8 protein-coding genes and 1 pseudogene are annotated in these 16,446 nt (G+C 62.6%); 2 read left to right on the top strand and 7 right to left on the bottom strand.

The window, feature by feature from the left end; genetic code table 11:
* Positions 1–45: 45 nt before the first annotated feature.
* From BA011_RS40085 to BA011_RS40065, 5 genes are all read right to left on the bottom strand, one after another.
* Positions 46–1,488 (bottom strand): HlyD family type I secretion periplasmic adaptor subunit, encoded by a 1,443-nt coding sequence (locus BA011_RS40085; RefSeq protein WP_065284876.1) that lies wholly within the window; start codon positions 1,486–1,488, stop codon positions 46–48.
* Positions 1,485–3,629, bottom strand: coding sequence for a peptidase domain-containing ABC transporter (locus BA011_RS40080; RefSeq protein ID WP_065284875.1), 2,145 nt, complete (start codon positions 3,627–3,629; stop codon positions 1,485–1,487). The genes BA011_RS40085 and BA011_RS40080 overlap by 4 nt, the downstream gene beginning before the upstream one ends.
* A 97-nt stretch (positions 3,630–3,726) precedes the next feature.
* On the bottom strand, positions 3,727–4,035 hold the full coding sequence (locus BA011_RS40075) for a hypothetical protein (RefSeq protein WP_065284874.1): 309 nt from the start codon (positions 4,033–4,035) through the stop codon (positions 3,727–3,729).
* A 73-nt stretch (positions 4,036–4,108) separates the two neighbouring features.
* Positions 4,109–5,341, bottom strand: a complete 1,233-nt coding sequence (locus BA011_RS40070; RefSeq protein ID WP_065284873.1) for a GTP-binding protein — start codon at positions 5,339–5,341, stop codon at positions 4,109–4,111.
* A gap of 48 nt (positions 5,342–5,389) precedes the next feature.
* Positions 5,390–10,729 carry a DUF4082 domain-containing protein gene (locus BA011_RS40065; protein WP_065284872.1) on the bottom strand — a complete coding sequence of 1,780 codons (5,340 nt, stop codon included), beginning with the start codon at positions 10,727–10,729 and terminating at the stop codon, positions 5,390–5,392.
* 255 nt (positions 10,730–10,984) lie between these two features.
* On the opposite strand from BA011_RS40065, the gene BA011_RS40060 reads away from it, so the two are divergent.
* Positions 10,985–12,367, top strand: a complete 1,383-nt coding sequence (locus tag BA011_RS40060; RefSeq protein WP_065281854.1) for an IS1380 family transposase — start codon at positions 10,985–10,987, stop codon at positions 12,365–12,367.
* 263 nt (positions 12,368–12,630) lie between these two features.
* Positions 12,631–14,017 (top strand): annotated as a pseudogene (locus tag BA011_RS40055) (IS1380 family transposase).
* A 257-nt stretch (positions 14,018–14,274) separates the two neighbouring features.
* Here the strand turns inward: BA011_RS40055 and ltrA are convergent.
* Together ltrA and BA011_RS40045 are read right to left on the bottom strand one after the other, a co-directional pair.
* Positions 14,275–15,597: a group II intron reverse transcriptase/maturase gene (gene ltrA, locus BA011_RS40050; protein WP_186806473.1), complete on the bottom strand. Its 1,323-nt coding sequence runs from the start codon at positions 15,595–15,597 to the stop codon at positions 14,275–14,277.
* A gap of 540 nt (positions 15,598–16,137) precedes the next feature.
* Entirely contained in the window at positions 16,138–16,422 is a 285-nt protein-coding gene (locus BA011_RS40045) for a LexA family protein (RefSeq protein ID WP_420493416.1), read from the bottom strand.
* Positions 16,423–16,446 lie beyond the last annotated feature (24 nt).

Here is a 16,446-nt window from a genome sequence, read left to right as displayed (position 1 = left end):
GAAGCTCACACGGGATCTCGTCGGGGCGAACTGATCCGTCACGTCTTACGGTTCGCGTATTGCGTTATCGAGGCCACGCAGCAGCGGATACAGGAAATAGGAGATCACCGTACGTTTGCCGACCTTGATTTCCGTGGACACGGTCATGCCGGGAAGCAGCCGCACCGGCATACCTGCGGCATTCAGCCGGGTATCGGCAAGCAGGATCCGCGCCTTGAAGAAGGGGGCGGCCGGCTGGCTCGGGGTCTCTGTCTGCTCCTGTTGGCCGGTGAGGAAGGTGTCCTGGCTGATGGTTCTCACCTCGCCCGAGGCGGTGCCGTATTTCTGGAAGGGATAGGCGTCGAGCTTGATGCGGGCTTCCTTGCCGACGGCCACGCGGCCGATGTCGCGGGTGTTGATCGAGACTTCGGCTTCGAGCGGCACGTTGATCGGCACCAGCGTCACGACCGGTTCCGCCTCGCGCACCACTGAACCGACCGAGCGCTGGGCGAGATCGAGGACGACGGCATCGGCGGGTGCGGTCAGCGCCACCATGTTGCGGCGCAGTTCCATCTTTTTCAGCTCCTCGTCAGCCATGTCGCGCTGGCCGCGCAATTCCACCAGCTGCTCCATTGCGGCGCGGCGGAAATCCTCGATGAAGGCCTGGCGGTCGGCTCGGAGCTTGGCATAGGCGTGGGCGGCCTCGTCGGCCCGCCCGCGGACAGCGGTCAGGTCGGACTCGACGTCGAGGCGGGCGTCACGCGAGCCCAGCAGCGTGATCAGCGAGCCGCTCTGCTTGTCATAGAGCCGCTCCCGCGCTGCCTCGATCTGCGAGAGCCCATCGCGCCTGTCGTTGAGCACGGCCTCCTGGTTCCTGCTTGCCGCAAGAGCGGCCGACTGGCCGGCGATCTGCTGCTCGAAATTCTGCAGCTGCGCCATGTAGAAGGCCTGTCGCTGGCCGAAGAGCTGCGCCTGCAGCACCTGGTCGGGCGTATCTCCCGCCATCTTCGTGTAGTCGTCGCCGGCAAGCTCGGCCTCGATGCGCCTCACCTGGGCGTCGAGGGCGGAGAACTTCGCCTGCTGCTGGTCGACATCGGCCTGGCTGAACGTGGCGTCGAGGGTCGCGAGCGTCTGCCCGGCATGCACCACTTCCCCGGCCTTCACCTCGATCGTGCGGATGATCGAGGTTTCGAGCGGCTGGACGACGATGGTCGGTTGGGTGGTGACGAGCTTGCCGGGCGCAATCACCACCTCATCGATCGACGAGACCGAGGCCCAGATGATCGCCGAAACAATCAGCGCCGTCACGCAGTAGAGCGTCATCCGTGCAATGCGCGGCGGCGCGCGCTCCTCGAGCTCGACGGCGTCGGACTGGAATTCGGCAATTGCCGGCGGCAACGGCGGGCGGGCGACAAGCTCCCTGCCCTTCCCCGAGGGCCCCTTGTCTGAAGGGCCTTTGCCTGACGGAACAGGCAGGTTTTCGCTGGGTTTTCTGGTATGCGGGTTCATGCGACCTGCCTCATCTGCTGGGACCACAGGTGACGATAGGTCATGCAGCGCGATACAAGCTGATCGTGCCGGCCGATATCGGCGACCTTGCCACGCTCGATGACGAGAATGGCATCGGCATCGACGAGCGTCGAAAGTCGGTGCGAGACGATGATGACGGTGCGGCCGGCAGCGATGCGGCTCAGATTCTCGCGGATGATCGCCTCGCTGTCAGGGTCGAGCGCACTCGTCGCCTCGTCGAAGATCAACAGCTTCGGATCGGTGATCAGCGCGCGGGCAATGGCAAGCCGCTGCCTCTGGCCGCCTGACAGGTTGGAGGCGTTTTCCTCCAGCATCGTGTCAAAGCCGCGCGGCAGGCGCTCGATGAACTCCTCGGCGCCGGCAATGCGGGCGACTTCCATGATTTCCTCGATGCTGGCATCGGGCTTGGCGGCGGCAATATTCTCGCGCACCGAGCCGCGAAACAGGAAACTGTCCTGCAGCACGACGCCGATGCTCGTTCTCAGATGCACGAGGTCGATCTCGCGGCTGTCATAGCCATCCATGCGCACGAGGCCTTCCTGGCTCTGATAGAGTCCCTGGATGAGCCTTGTGATCGTCGTCTTGCCCGAGCCACTCTTACCGACCACGCCGAAGAGGCAGCCCGCCGGAATGGCGAAGGAGACATTGTCGAGCGCCGGCGCGCTATCCGGGCCGTAACGGAAGCTGACCCTGTCGAATTCGATGCGGCCCTGCAGATGCGGCCGAACACCTCGCCCGCGGCCCGCCTGCTCCGGCCGCTGGTTCATGATCTCGCCGAGCATGCGCACGGAGAGCGCGACTTCCTGATATTCGTGCACCATGGTGACGATCTGCACCAGTGGTCCCGAGACCCGGCCGGCGAGCATGTTGAAGGCGACCAGCGCGCCGATCGTCATCGCGCCGCTGAAGACATCGAGCGCGCCGAGGCCGATGATCGCGACGCTCATCAGCTTCTCCAGCAGTCCGGTCATCGCCTGGGCGATGGTCGAGATCTTGTCGACGCGGAAACGCACGGAGATCGCCTGCGCCGAATAATCGTCCCACACCTTGCGCTGGCGCGGCTCCAACGCCAGCGATTTGACGGTGCGCATGCCGTGCACGGTTTCCACCAGCAATGCCTGCCGGTCGCCTTCGGCTTGGTAGAGCGCCTGCAACCGGCGCTGGAACGGCCCGACGAGCATCATCACCACGAGCCCGACAAGGGCGGCGAAACCGAGCACGACAAGCGTCAGTTTGACGCTGTAGAGAAGCAGGATCGGCACGAAGACCAGCAGCGAAACGCCGTCTAAGAGCGTGAGAAACAGCCGGCCGGTCAGGAATTCGCGGATGCGCCCGGTCTGCTGCATGTGCTTGACGAGAACGCCGGCCGAGGCCTGTTCGAAGAGCGCGATCGGCAGGTTGAGCAGATGGCCGAAGGTGCGAGTCGCGACGCGAATATCGATCCTGTTTGTCGCATAAAGCAGCAGATAGCGGCGCAGGAAGGTGAACGTCGCGTCGAAGACGAGCGCGATCGCAATGCCCGCCGTCAAAACCGTCAGCGTCGCATAGCTCTGATGCACCAGCACCTTGTCGATGACGAGCTGAAAGAAGATCGGCGTCGTCAGGCCCAGCCCGTAGAGCACGAAGGCGGCGAGCGCGACGTCGCGGAAGAAGCTGCGCTGCTTGATGATCTCGGGGACAAACCAGCGGAAGCCGAAGGGCCGGTCCTCATCGGACATGCGATAGTTGCGCTTCAGCAGGATCACCGATCCGAGCCAGGCCTTTGCGAACTGCTCTTCGCTGAGCATCATCACCTCGGCGCGTGATGCCAGCGGGTCGAGAACGCGGATTCTCTCATCCTCCCCGCTCCCGACAGCGCCGGCGATGACCACCCAGTTGCCGTTCGTCAGCTCGGCGAGCACCGGGAAGGCCTCGCCGAGTTGGAACAGGGATCGCCAGTCGAGCGTCAGATGCCTTGCCCTGAGGCCGGCATCCTTGGCCATACGCAGCAGCTGCCGCATGGCAACGGGATCGTTGCCGACGGCATAATCGTGCTGCAGTCGTTCAGGAGCAAGATCGACGCCGTGATGACGCGCGACGAGCGCAAGACAGTGCAGGTTGGTATGCAGAAAACCACTCATGGCCCACCCGAAACAATACGAGACCGAGGCTTCGATTTGAAAAGTTAGAGCGTCTTTGTGCGTCCGAATGGACGCACGGCGCTCTAGACCTGTTTTATCAGTTGAAGTTCGGCGAGGCGTTCGAAGCGCCGGCCTGCACCGTCTGGATATCGGCAGCCGCCGCAGCTGGCATATCGCCGATGCGACGGACCGCACCCGCCTCGACCAACCCGCCAAGCGCCTTCTGCATGAGATCGACCGCATTGGCGAAGGCATCGATCGGCATGATGATGCGCTGGCGGAAGACCGGCTTCGGATTGTTGTTGGCGTCACGATCGGTGGCCGAGAGCGACATCAGGTCGATGCGCACGATCGTTCCCGTGATTGTGATCTCGCCGATGCCATCTGCATAAAGTTCGTTGCTCATTGTTCTCTCCTCTGGTTGATAATCAAAACCTGTTCACCTTTGAGTCGACACATCGGACTATCCGAAAACCGCTTCACACTTTTCGGTCCGATGCGTGAGTATCGTGCCGCCATGCCGGAAACGGATCGCGAAGGCCGATGGCGGTCTGCGGATCGAAACCCGTCTCCTCCCCGGCCAGGCAATCGTCGAGCGCAGCACGGATCGCCGCCTCGTCGAAGCCGGAGCCGATGAAGACCAGCTCCTGACGACGGTCGCCCCAGACGTCATCCCAATGCCGGTCAAGCAACTGGCGGAATTGCGGATGGCGCGGCCAGTGCGCCCGCGGCACCGAGGCCCACCAGAACCCCCTGTTCTCGATGCGGCATTGCGTGCCGGCAATCGACAACAGGCCGATCTCGTCCGGCCGGGTCGCCAGCCAGAAATGCCCTTTCGCCCTGATGATGCCGGGTAATGGCTGCTCGATCACGCGGCTCAGCCGTGCGGGATCGAAAGGCCGGCGGCTGCGATAGACGAAGCTCGCAATGCCGTATTCCTCGGTCTCCGGCACGTGGTCGCCCCAGCCGTAAAGCTCCTTGTGCCAGAACGGATGGCGGGCGGCCTTCGCCTCGCTGAAGAGCCCGGTATCCATGATCGCGCCAAGCGGCACCTGACCGAAGGCCGCCTCGATGATGCGGGCATCCGGATTGAGCGCCGCGACGACCCGGCGAACCTCCGACAGCATTGCGGGCGGCACATCGCCTGCCTTATTGATGATGACGACGTCGGAAAATTCGATCTGCTCGACGAGGAGTTCGACGAGCTTGCGCTCATCGTCCCCGTCACGCCTTTCGCCGCGATCGGCAAGGAACTCGGCACTCTGGTAATCGGCGAGAAGATTGACCGCATCGACGACGGAAACCATGGTGTCGAGCCGCGCGACATCGCAGAGTGCTGCCCCGCTCTCGTCGCGGAAGGAGAAGGTGGCTGCGACCGGCAGCGGCTCGGCAATGCCGGTGCCCTCGATCAGCAGATAGTCGAAGCGGCCGGCGCTAGCGAGCCGGCGGACCTCGCTCAGGAGATCGTCGCGCAGAGTGCAACAGATGCATCCATTGGTGAGCTCTACCAGCGTCTCGTCCGTGCGCAAGAGGTCTGCACCCCCCTCGCGCACGAGATCCGCATCGATGTTGACCTCGCTCATATCGTTGACGATGACAGCAACCCGGCGACCCTCACGATTGCTCAGGACATGATTGAGGACAGTCGTCTTGCCGGCGCCGAGAAACCCGGCGAGAACCGTTACCGGCAATCTGTTGTCTGCACCCATCATCGATCTCATTACCCTTTACAGATGCTTGGCCTTACATGCTCGCGGGCTTTACGCCGCGAGCTGCGGTCTGAATGCTACGTCCACATAGTAGTTTGTGCTGTTATAGCTGGCGCTGGGGAACAGCCCGCTCGAGCCATAGGCATAGACGCCGTTGCTGCCGCTGAGCGCCCTGAGGTCGCCATTCGTCACATCGGCGCTGAAGTAGTTGCCGGTCGCCGAATAATTGCCGTTGGTGCTGTAGGAAACGACGTAGGTCGTGTCCGCGGCGACCTCCACCTGCTGGGTGAGTGTCGCGGTCTGCCAGCCGCTTGCCGTTTCGTTGCTGAAGGCGACGCTGCCGAGCAGCGTGCCCGAGGCAGTCCAGAGATAGCCGTTGTGCGGGCCTGTATTGTCGGTGCCCTTGTGGAAGCGGATGCCGGTGATCCAGCCTGCAGTATCGGCCTGGAACTTCATGCCGAGATTGACCTGCTGATTGTCGTTGGTGGAGACGATTGCAGGCATCGCATTGGCGGCAAAGAGGTTCTGCTCCGGGCCTGCAGCCGGGTTGTTGATGGTGAGCGCAACCTGGGCCGTGGCCGTGCCGCCCTTGCCGTCTGATATCGCGTAGCTGAAGCTCGCCGGTCCCGAATAGCCTGCGGTCGGCGTGAAGGTCACCGTCTGGGCCTGGGCATTGTAGGCGACCGAGCCGTTGACGGCGCCGCTGACACCGGTGATCGTGAGTGGATCGCCATCGGCATCGCTGTCGTTTGAAAGCAGCGCCGAGGCCTGGATGGTGATCGGCGTGCCCGTATTGGTCGAGTAGCCGCTGTCATTGGCTGCGACCGGAACCGCATTCTGAGCGCCCTGCTGATAGAGCACGTCCACCCAGTAATTGCTGGCATTGTAGGAGGCGGTCGGGAACAGGCTGACCGTGCCATAGGCATAGACGCCGTTGCCGCCGCTGACCGAACTTGCCGGCGCCGTCAGCGCGCCGCTCGTATAGTCTGTCGTGAAGTAATTCGCGGTTGCCGAATAGAAGCCGTTGGAATGGTAGCTCGCCACATAGGTAACGCCGGCCGTGACATTGATCGGCTGCGTGAACGAAACCGTCTGCCAGCCGCTTGCCGTCTCGTTGATGAAGGTTGCCTGGCCAAGGAGCTGGCCGTTCGTGGTCCAGAGCGAGCCGACATGCGTGCCGGTATCCTGAGCGCTCTTGTAATAGGTGAGCCCCGTGATCTGGCCGTTGGCGGAAGCGATGAACTTGACGCCAAGTTCGACCGAGTTGGCATCATTGGCGGCGGTAACCCCCGACGTGTCGGCGCTGGTAAACAGGCTCGAGGTCGTGCCGCCGCCGGGCTGCGAATTGACCGTGAGGCTGACGGTGGCCGAAGCCGTGCCGCCTTGCCCGTCCGAGATCGAATAGGAAAAGCTTGCGACGCCGGTATAGCCTGAGTTCGGCGTGAAGATCACCGTGTTGGTCTGGCTGTTATACGTCACCGTTCCGTTGACCGCGCCATTTGCGCCGGTAATGCTCAGCGGGTCGCCATCGCCATCGCTGTCATTGGCAAGCAGGTTGGCAGCGGCAATCGACAGGGCTGTGTTGGCATAGGTCGTGTAGCCGTTGTCGTTGGCGGCAACCGGCACCGTATTGCCCGTCGACTGGTTGAAGACGACATCGACCCAGTAATTCGACGACTGGTAGCTCTGGGTCGGGAAGGTCGAGCCCGATCCGACCGCATAGACGCCGTTCGTGCCGGCCAGCGCCGTCAGCGAGCCGTTGGTATGAGCCGTGTTGAAATAGCCTGCGGTCGCCACATAGCTGCCGGTCGTGTGGTAGGAGGCGACATAGGTCGCACCCGCCGTGATCTGCAGCGGCGTGGAGAAGGTTGCCGTCTGCCACCCGGAGAGCGACTCGTTGGTGAAGGTGACCGTGGCGACGAGCGTGCCGTCGGCCCTCCAGATGGAGCCGGTATGCACGCTGGTATCGCCGGCAGCCTTGTAATAGCGGATGCCCGAGATCGTGCCGTTTGAGGAAGCGACGAACTTCATGCCGAGTTCCATCGCCGTATTGTCGTTGAAGCTGCCGCCGGTCGGCCCCTCGCTTCCCGTAAACAGCGTCTCGCCGGCCGGAGCGGCCTGAACGGTGAGGCTGACATTGCCCTGATCCGTACCGCCGCGCCCGTCCGACAGCGTGTAGGCGAAGCTTGCCGGGCCTGAATAGTTATTAGCCGGCGTGAAGGTGATGGTTCCGGTCTGCGTGTTGAGAGCAACCGTGCCGTTGAGGGCATTGCCAACGGCGGTGATGGTCAGCGCATCGCCATTGGCATCGACATCATTTGCGACGAGTGCGGCAATCGAGATAACAAGCGTTCCGTTGTGGCCGATGATCAGCCCGCTGTCGTCGGTGGCGACCGGCTGGCTGTTCGGGCCGGCGTCGAAGACCACATCCACCCAATAGTTCGAGCCGCCGGGGCTCTGACCGGGGAACGTGCTGGTGCCGCTATAGGCAAAGACGCCGCCGCCATCGACGGCCTTCAGCGCGCCGCTGGCATAGGGCTCGCTGAAATAGTTCTCGGTGACGGAGAAGAATCCATTGCTGTGATAGGAGGCCACATAGGTCGTACCGGCGGCGATCTGGATCGGCGAGGAGAACATCACCGTCTGCCAGCCGGAGAGCGATTCACCCACCGACACGCCGGTTGCAAGCAGGGTTCCGTTGCCGGACCAGAGGCTGACGACGTGGTCGCCGGTATTGTAGAAGCCCTTGTAGAAGCGGATGCCCTGCACGGAGCCTGCCGTCGTCGCCTGGAAGCGCAGGCCGAGCTCGACCGGATCGCGATCGATCGCCGTTTCGACCGCGGGCTTTTCCGCCAGCGTCCACAGGCCCTGTGTGCCCGGCAGGGTAACAGTGACCTGTTTGCCGGCCGATGGTGCCTCCAGATTGACGCTGTCGTCGACGGCGCGCGACAGGATCGTATAGGTGCCGCTTGCCTGGACGACCCAGTTATAGCTCCAGCTTTCGCGGCCGGTGGCCTTGAACCAGTGCTGGCCACCGTCGGTGGAAACCTCCACACCGGCAATGATGCCGCCGCCGAAATCCTGCGCCGTGCCGGTGATGGTGACGCGCTGCCCCTCAACGAAGCTGGCGCCAATGATCGGCGACGAGATCGACGAGGTCGGCTTCAACGCGTCGGTCGATTGGGTCGCGAGGATCAGGCTCGCATCGAGCGTGGTCGGCTGGATGCCCATGTCCGCGAACATGTTGACCATCGCCTGCTGCACGTTGGGATCGGTCGGCGTCTGCGCTCCCTGGTGGTTGGCATTCAGGCCCCAGGACCAGAAGACGGTGCCGGCACCGAAGACGAGCGCGCCGCTTTCGGCCCGGTACATGGTGAGGCTGTGGGTCGCCACCGCATCGCCGACCGTCGTGCCGTAGTCGCGCAGATAGGTGCTGACCGCGATCGAGGAGAGCGACAGGTTGATGAGGCCATCCGGCCGGAAGCCGTTTTCGACGTCGGAATCCCACTCGTAACCGAGCAGGTTCTGCACCAGATTATAGGTCTCGCCCTCCTCAAGCTCGGCGACATCGGTGTTGCGCCAGAAGCGCAGGTTCGAATAGTCGTAGGGGATGGTGATCGTATCGGAACGGTAGCTGTCCACCTGGAACATCGTGCCGGTTAGCGAATTCTCCGGCTCCTGTCCCGGATCGGCATAGCGCGGATCGCGCCAGGTGCCGGTGCCGGTAGCGCTCGGATCAGTGCTCGTGCCCCAGGTCTCCTTGTAACAGACCATGGTGCGATAGGCCTGGCCGCTGCCGTCGATGCTGCTTTCCCAGCGCACCTTCCAGTAGCACTCGTTGCCGCTCCAGAAGGCGAGGTTCACACCCGCATCGCGGGCCGCCTCGACATTGGCGCGCTGCTCGGCCGACCAGTATTCGTCATGACCGACAGAGAGATAGGCATCATGGTTCAGCAGCAGGCTGCCGCTACGCGTCGCATCGACGCCGGAGATATAGGAAACATCGTAGCCGTTCTGCTCCAGCCACTGGATCGCCGAAGACTCGACGCCGAAGACGAAATCATGCGGGCCGCCGATCGGGCTGGTATTGGTGATGATCGGGCGGTTGTAGCTGACGGCCGAGGCACGGCCGATCGCGGTCAGCCCGCAGCTGCAGTTCGGCGGCAGGTAGCCGATCATGTCGGCCGGATCGACCGGGACTTCGCCATAATAGAGGCTGGCGCCGCCCCAGGCATTATAGGCCTGCCAGGTGGTATCGGATGTCTGGAAGACGATATCGCTGGTGGAGGCGTCGTCGCGCACGACGAAGGGGATGATGCTTGCATCCTCGGTGCCATCCTCGCGCACCAGCTTGGCGAAATAGACGCCCGAGACGGCATCGTCGGGAATCTGCCAGCTCGCCGATACCGACCAGTTGCCGCAATCGATGAGGCCGAGCGACATGTCGACGATCGGGTGCGGCTGGATCTGCGCCGATGTCAGCGATTGCTCGATCGAGTCGACCTTGCGCGCGCCGGCCCCGCCGTAATAGCCAATGCGGTAAATATCGATGCGGTAGTGGGTTGAATCGGTGGCGATCTTGAAATCGACCGTCTGGCCAATATTCGTGCTGATTTCGGTGGCGAAGCCCTGGATGGTGCCGCCGCCATCGCCCTCCAGACCCCACTCGCTGATCGGGTTGCCCTGCTTCAGGTTTTCGAGCGCGATCTTGTTGGGTGTCGCCGCAGCCGAAACCGCCGCCATCGGCGCCACCGGTGCCGCCAGTGCCCCCAGTGCCGTCGGGGCCGCGGTCGTCTCAGCAGAAACGTCCTGGCTCGGCTCCAGAGAGATAGATGCTATCGAGGCCTGAAGGCGCAACGAAGTCGTGCCGAGACTGCTGGAAGAGCTGACCGGCGGCGCCGTCTTGGTGCTTCCAGTGTCGGCATCGGTGGTAACACCGGTAAGCGCGGGAGCGGCAGGCAGTGTCGCAGCCTCCTCGGACGGATCCGGGGCAAGGACGGTGCGTTGCGATGTCGAGGAAGGCGTCTGGAACACCGTCGCAGCCGACGCCGTCTTGGTAAAACCGTCTTGCGCGCCGCTATCTCTCGCACGCGCCGGCATCGCCGTTGACGATGCGGGGGATTGCATGTCGCCTGATGATATCAGGGAAGATGTGACCGTGCCGGAGAAGGAGGATTGGACGGTTGCGCTGCCCTGATTGGCAAAACCGTAGGGACCCTGAGTGCTTGAAGACACCACGGTCGCAGTTCCAAGCAGTGCGGTCCAGACGGAGGGTGGGTGACAGACGCTCGGCGTGCCGCCGGCAGTACTTAGATATTCGCGATTCCTCACATGAAATCTGAGCAAGAGTGGCGTCCCCGTTTCCCGTCGACCGACATTGGAAGGCTTCATCCTGCCAGCTTTCGTATGGGAATGTACGACAGCAATCTGGGGTATGTGGGTGATACTCCGTACTCCGATATGATGACCCTCACCGCATACCCGACCGACAAGGCCGCAAAGCTGCCTCCGGCTACTGCTCAGCGGCCGACTCTGGGTGAAGAGGAATTCTAGCCTGAATATCTCAAAGTAAGGGGTGCATCGGCCCCAAGAATCTGAGAAACTGCTTTTGCAACAAAGAGTTATCAGATTGAAAGACGGGGTCCGATGCAGACACAGTGTATCCGCGCGCAGCTTGAATTTGAAGGCTTCGACGGCCACAAAGTTGTGGCAGATTTCGACGGCGGAGCGATCACCTCAGATGCCGGCGCCTTGCTCCTTCGCCATGTCGACAGAGCCATCGGCCTGTTCGACCGGGTGGCGGCGTGCTTTGTCGATGGTCGCGATCCGGCTTGCACGGTCCACAGCGTGCGCACGCTGGTTGGCCAGCGCATCGCCGCGATCGCCTTGGGATACGAGGACGTCGATGACCATGACACGCTGCGCCACGATCCCGTTCTTGGGCTTTTGTCGCAGAGCCTGACGCCGAAGCGGCAAGACTGTGCGGTCCTTGCCGGCAAGTCGACGCTGAACCGACTGGAGCATGGGCGCCTCGGGGCGCCGACGCGCTATCACAAGATCGGTTACGACAGGCAAGCGCTGGAAGCCCTGTTTGTCGACCTGTTCCTGGAGGCCCACGACAGGCCGCCTGAGGAAATCGTGCTCGATCTCGATGCCACCGACGATCCGCTGCACGGCCACCAGGAGGGGACATTCTTCCATGGCTATTATGGCTGCCATTGCTATTTGCCACTCTACATCTTCTGTGGCCGCCACCTGCTTTCGGCCAAGCTGCGGCGTTCGAACATTGACGCCAGCGCAGGATCGGTAGCCGAACTCGATCGCATCATCGGGCAGATCCGCCAAAGCTGGCCGAACGTGCGCATCGTCCTGCGTGCCGATTCCGGCTTTGCTCGCGACGAACTGATGGACTGGTGCGAGAGCAATCAGATCGATTATGTCTTTGGCCTGGCGCGCAACTCGCGGCTGGAAGGGCAGATCGCCTCGGCCTTGGAGGAAGCGCGCCTGTCATCCAAGGCAAGCGGCCTGGCAGCCCGCGTCTTTGTCGACTTCATGTGGTCGACGAAAGACAGTTGGACACGCCGCAGGCGGGTCGTCGGAAAGGCCGAATGGACCCTGCTGGGCGCCAATCCGCGCTTCATCGTGACCTCCCTCAAACCGGCGTGCTGGGCGCCACAGGCGCTTTACGAGGATCTCTACTGCGCTCGCGGCGATATGGAAAACCGGATTAAGGAATGCCAGCTCGACCTCTACGCCGACCGCACCAGTGCCCATACCATGCGCGCCAATCAACTGCGGCTCTGGTTCGCCTCGTTTGCCTATGTCCTGATCTGCGCCCTGCGCCGCCTCGGCCTTGTCCATACCCGGCTCGCCGAGGCCACCTGCGGCACCATCAGGCTGAAGCTTTTGAAAATCGGCGCGCAGGTTCGCGTCTCGGTGCGCCGCATCAAAGTGGCGATGACGTCGGCTTGCCCCTATGCCGACGAATTCATCCGGGCACACGCCCGAATATGCGCCGCGGCCCGATGATGCCGCAGGATCGAAACCCCGACCGCCAACAACACAGGATACATCGCACAAACTCCAATCGCCGCACGCCGCGGCGCCCCTGCGCTCGCCTTCAATGCCACGCCCTAAAACCGCAGCCGACTAGCTTCAACTATAGAGCCAAAACTGCCAGGCGGTGAGAAAAGCGGGCGCCCGAATCTCTCAAAGTAAGGGGTGCATCGGGCCTGCGAATCTGAGAAACTGCTTTTACGACAAAGGCTTACCAGATTCGTTACGGAGGCCCGATGCAAACACACTGTATCTCCGCGCAGTTCGGATTTAAAGGCTTCGACGGCCACAAAGTTATCGCTGGTTTTGACGGCGGCGCGATCACCTCGGATGCCGGTGCGCTGCTGCTTCGCCACGTCGATGGGGCCATCGGGCTATTCGACCGGGTGGCCGGCTGCTTCATTGATGGCCGCGATCGCAAGTGCACGGTCCACAGCATGCGCACGCTGGTCGGGCAGCGCATTGCAGCGATCGCGCTGGGCTATGAGGATGTCGACGATCACGACACGCTGCGCCACGACCCGGTACTTGCGCTGCTGTCGGAGCGGCTGACGCCGAAGCGACAAGACTGTGCGGTGCTTGCCGGCAAATCCACGTTGAACCGGCTGGAGCACGGCCGCCCCGGCGCGCCGACGCGCTATCATAAGATCGCCTATGACGCAGGGGCGCTGGAAGCGCTATTCGTGGAGCTGTTCGTGGACGCACACGACAGGCCGCCGGAGGAGATCGTGCTCGATCTCGACGCCACCGACGATCCGCTGCACGGCCATCAGGAAGGGCGGTTCTTCCACGGCTATTATGACGGCTATTGCTATTTGCCGCTCTACATCTTTTGCGGCCGGCATCTGCTTTCGGCCAAGCTGCGACGCTCCAATATCGACGCCAGCGCCGGCGCGGTCGAGGAGGTCGGGCGGATCGTCAAGCAGATCCGCGCGCGCTGGCCCAACGTCCGCATCATCCTGCGGGCCGATTCCGGCTTTGCCCGCGACGAACTGATGGACTGGTGCGAGGCAAACGGCGTCGACTATGTCTTTGGCCTTGCCCGCAACAAGCGGTTGGAAGAGAAGATCGCCGAGGCCCTGGAGGAAGCGAGCCTTGCGGCCAAGGCAAGCGGCCGGCCAGGCTGCCCGCGTCTTCCGCGACTTCCTGTGGTCGACGAAGGGCAGCTGGTCATGCCGGCGGCGGGTGGTGGCCAAGGCCGAATGGACGATGGCGGGGGCCAATCCGCGCTTCATCGTCACCTCGCTGGAACCGGAATACTGGGCGGCACAACCGCTTTACGAGGAGCTTTACTGCGCCCGTGGCGATATGGAGAACCGCATCAAGGAATGCCAGCTCGATCTCTATGCCGACCGCACCAGCGCCCACACCATGCGCGCCAATCAGTTGCGGCTCTGGTTTGCATCCTTGGCCTATGTGCTGATCTGTGCGCTACGCCGCCTCGGCCTCACCGGTAGCCGCCTTGCCGATGCCACCTGCGGCACGATCCGATTGAAGCTCTTGAAGATCGGCGCCCAGGTCCGCATCTCCGTCCGCCGCATCAAGGTGGCGATGGCTTCGGCCTGCCCATATGCCGAGGAATTTGCCCTGGCTCACGCCCGAATATGCGCCGCGGCCCGATGATGCCGCCGGACCCGAGCCCTTCCCGCCAACGACAGAGGATACATCGCCGGACCAGACAAAACGCCCAACATCGCGGCGACGACCGCCCGCGTCTTCGGCGGGGAGCCCAGCCCCGACCGCCGCCAACAGCCCAACGTCAACCAACGCCACAGGCGCTGGTAGAGTCGAGGACAGGCGCGGTGACATGAGTCCCGTTTCCTGTCCCCGCTCGTCAAACCGGACGTGCCGATTTCCGGCATCCGGCTTTCCGACTGGCTTCACCGCATAGCTCTCGGAGGTGGCCCGATGTGGACGCGTCGAAGGCGCAGCACACCGCCCTCTCCAAAGACATAGTCATCGGAGAAACGGTGCGACCCGCGCCCTGCCACCTTGTGCCGCCGCGTGAGGAAGTTTCGCACACGCTCGTAAACATGGTTGTCGACCGCCCGATATGCCGGAAGGCGGGAGCCATAACCGAAGTAGGTCGACCAGCCGCGCAAAAGGCGGTTGAGCCGGTTCCGCACGTCGGGCCATGTCCCCATCTCACCGGGCACGAGCAAATCGCTCACCTTTTTCTTGAGCCGCTGGACACTTTTCCGAGATGGGCTTGCGCCCAGATACCAATGACCATCCTTGCGAAAATGCTCGGGGCCAAAGCTATAGCCAAGGAAGTCGAAATGCTCCTGTCGTGCATTCCTCACCGAGGTTTTCGCCTCATTGAGGGTGAGCCCGAGCTTCGCCATAACCAGCCGCGTCCACGACAGAGCCTCTTCCGCATAACCACGGCTGAGGATGACGAAGTCGTCGGCGTAGGAAACGACGTGGGCTTGGAACGCTTCTCCCCGTGCGGTCTGCCGCCAATGCTTCAGGAAACGGTTCATGTAGATGTTGGCCAGCATCGGACTCGCGACACCGCCCTGAGGCGTTCCGCTCGTTGCGTTGCGACCACCACTCATGCGCCGCTTGCCGTCGCCATCCCGTTCTTCAACAGGCGCTTTCAGCCACATCTTGATAAGATGCAGCACATGCCTGTCGACGACCCTGCGGGCCACGGATCGTAGAAGGTCCGCGTGCGGAATCGAGTCGAAATATCCCGACAAATCAGCGTCGACCACATCGGTGTAACCCCGGCATATTAGCCGGTGCACCTCCTTGACCGCCTGACCACCACCCCGATTGGGGCGATAGCCATAGGCGCTATCCTCGAAATCCGCCTCGAAGATCGGTTCAAGCACCAGCTTGGCGGCAGTCTGGACGACACGATCCCGAATAGTCGGAATACCGAGCGGCCTTTCTCCACCTCCAGGCTTTGGTAGCATGACCCGTCGTACCAGTTGGGGCCGATACGTTTTCGAAACGAGTTCCTCGCGCAGTCCCGCCAGCCACTCCTGCGCTCCCGCCGCCTCGATCCGCGCGAACGTCACGCCGTCGACGCCCGGCGAACCAGCATTGGAGCGGGCTAGCCGATAGGCATGGTACAGAATGTCGTCGCGACAGATCTTGTCGTAGAGAGCGTAAAAGCGGAAGGCAGGCTCCGCCTTCGCTTTACGATACAGCTTCCTCTGAAGAGTCCGGATCTTATCAGGCGTTTGCAGGCTCATCGCCAATCACCTCCACCTCATCATCGTCAAAAGCACACCAGAAGTCAGGGGCCTTCCCTCCACCGGCATTACCCGGCCTCAGCAGTAGTATGACCCTGTCCGACTCCCGCTCCAGACCGGCGTGCCAAGCACGCCGTTGAGGCCGCTACCCTCGCCCGGGACGGGTCTCCCCCGATTACCCGCACCACCTTTCCAGCGTGCCGTGCCCACTACCCCGGCGAATCGAGCGGGTGCGCTCGTCGATTTCTTCCCCGCTCGTGCTGCCTTCCCCTAATCTCAGGAGGGTCGGCATCCGCATCTTCACTTTCGAGGCCTGCTCAGGCTTCACACTCGTTACGGCCCACTGGATTGCTCAACCGCCCAAGGCGGCCTTTGTCACGAGGCTTCGGCCCGGCCGGTTACCCTGCCAAGCCGCTCGTCAGCTACCAGACCTATCGACAATTATCTGGGTGGAACCTTCCTCCACTGGTGTTACGCGCCGTCGGGGCGCACTGAGAGATGCGGGCTAGTACCACGCCACAGAGATTATGACGGTTTGTCTTATCGTAGAATTGGCAGGGCTTCTGGTGGGATGAGAAGTTGGATGCTGCGTGCGGCGCCTGGCACGCGAGATATAAAACCCGCCTTCTCGAGGGTCAGCACCATCTGGTGAACAGACGGAGCCGTAACGCCGAAGTGGCGACGCATGTCGGCTTCGGCCGGAGGCTGTTTGAAGATGCGGCTGTAGGCGTAGATGAAGGCCAGGTACTGGCCTTGGATCTGCGTAAGGCCCCGTCTTGCCGTTGCGGCTTGCGGGTCAAGTGAGGGACTCATTTTGGGATTCATCTGCGTCTCCACGCTGAAGGAGGT

The sequence above is a fragment of the Rhizobium leguminosarum genome (assembly GCF_001679785.1).
Taxonomy (GTDB): domain Bacteria; phylum Pseudomonadota; class Alphaproteobacteria; order Rhizobiales; family Rhizobiaceae; genus Rhizobium; species Rhizobium leguminosarum_R.
Note: the sequence above shows the minus strand (reverse complement) of the source record. Positions and strands in the feature narration are given on the sequence as shown.

Bases quoted from the DNA above. Each gene is read 5' to 3' on its own strand.
- BA011_RS40080 (WP_065284875.1), bottom strand. From the start codon at position 3,629: ATGAGTGGTTTTCTGCATACCAACCTGCACTGTCTTGCGCTCGTCGCG.
- BA011_RS40065 (WP_065284872.1), bottom strand. From the start codon at position 10,729: ATGAAGCCTTCCAATGTCGGTCGACGGGAAACGGGGACGCCACTCTTG.
- BA011_RS40085 (WP_065284876.1), bottom strand. From the start codon at position 1,488: ATGAACCCGCATACCAGAAAACCCAGCGAAAACCTGCCTGTTCCGTCA.
- BA011_RS40075 (WP_065284874.1), bottom strand. From the start codon at position 4,035: ATGAGCAACGAACTTTATGCAGATGGCATCGGCGAGATCACAATCACG.
- BA011_RS40060 (WP_065281854.1), top strand. From the start codon at position 10,985: ATGCAGACACAGTGTATCCGCGCGCAGCTTGAATTTGAAGGCTTCGAC.
- BA011_RS40070 (WP_065284873.1), bottom strand. From the start codon at position 5,341: ATGATGGGTGCAGACAACAGATTGCCGGTAACGGTTCTCGCCGGGTTT.
- BA011_RS40045 (WP_420493416.1), bottom strand. From the start codon at position 16,422: ATGAATCCCAAAATGAGTCCCTCACTTGACCCGCAAGCCGCAACGGCA.
- ltrA (WP_186806473.1), bottom strand. From the start codon at position 15,597: ATGAGCCTGCAAACGCCTGATAAGATCCGGACTCTTCAGAGGAAGCTG.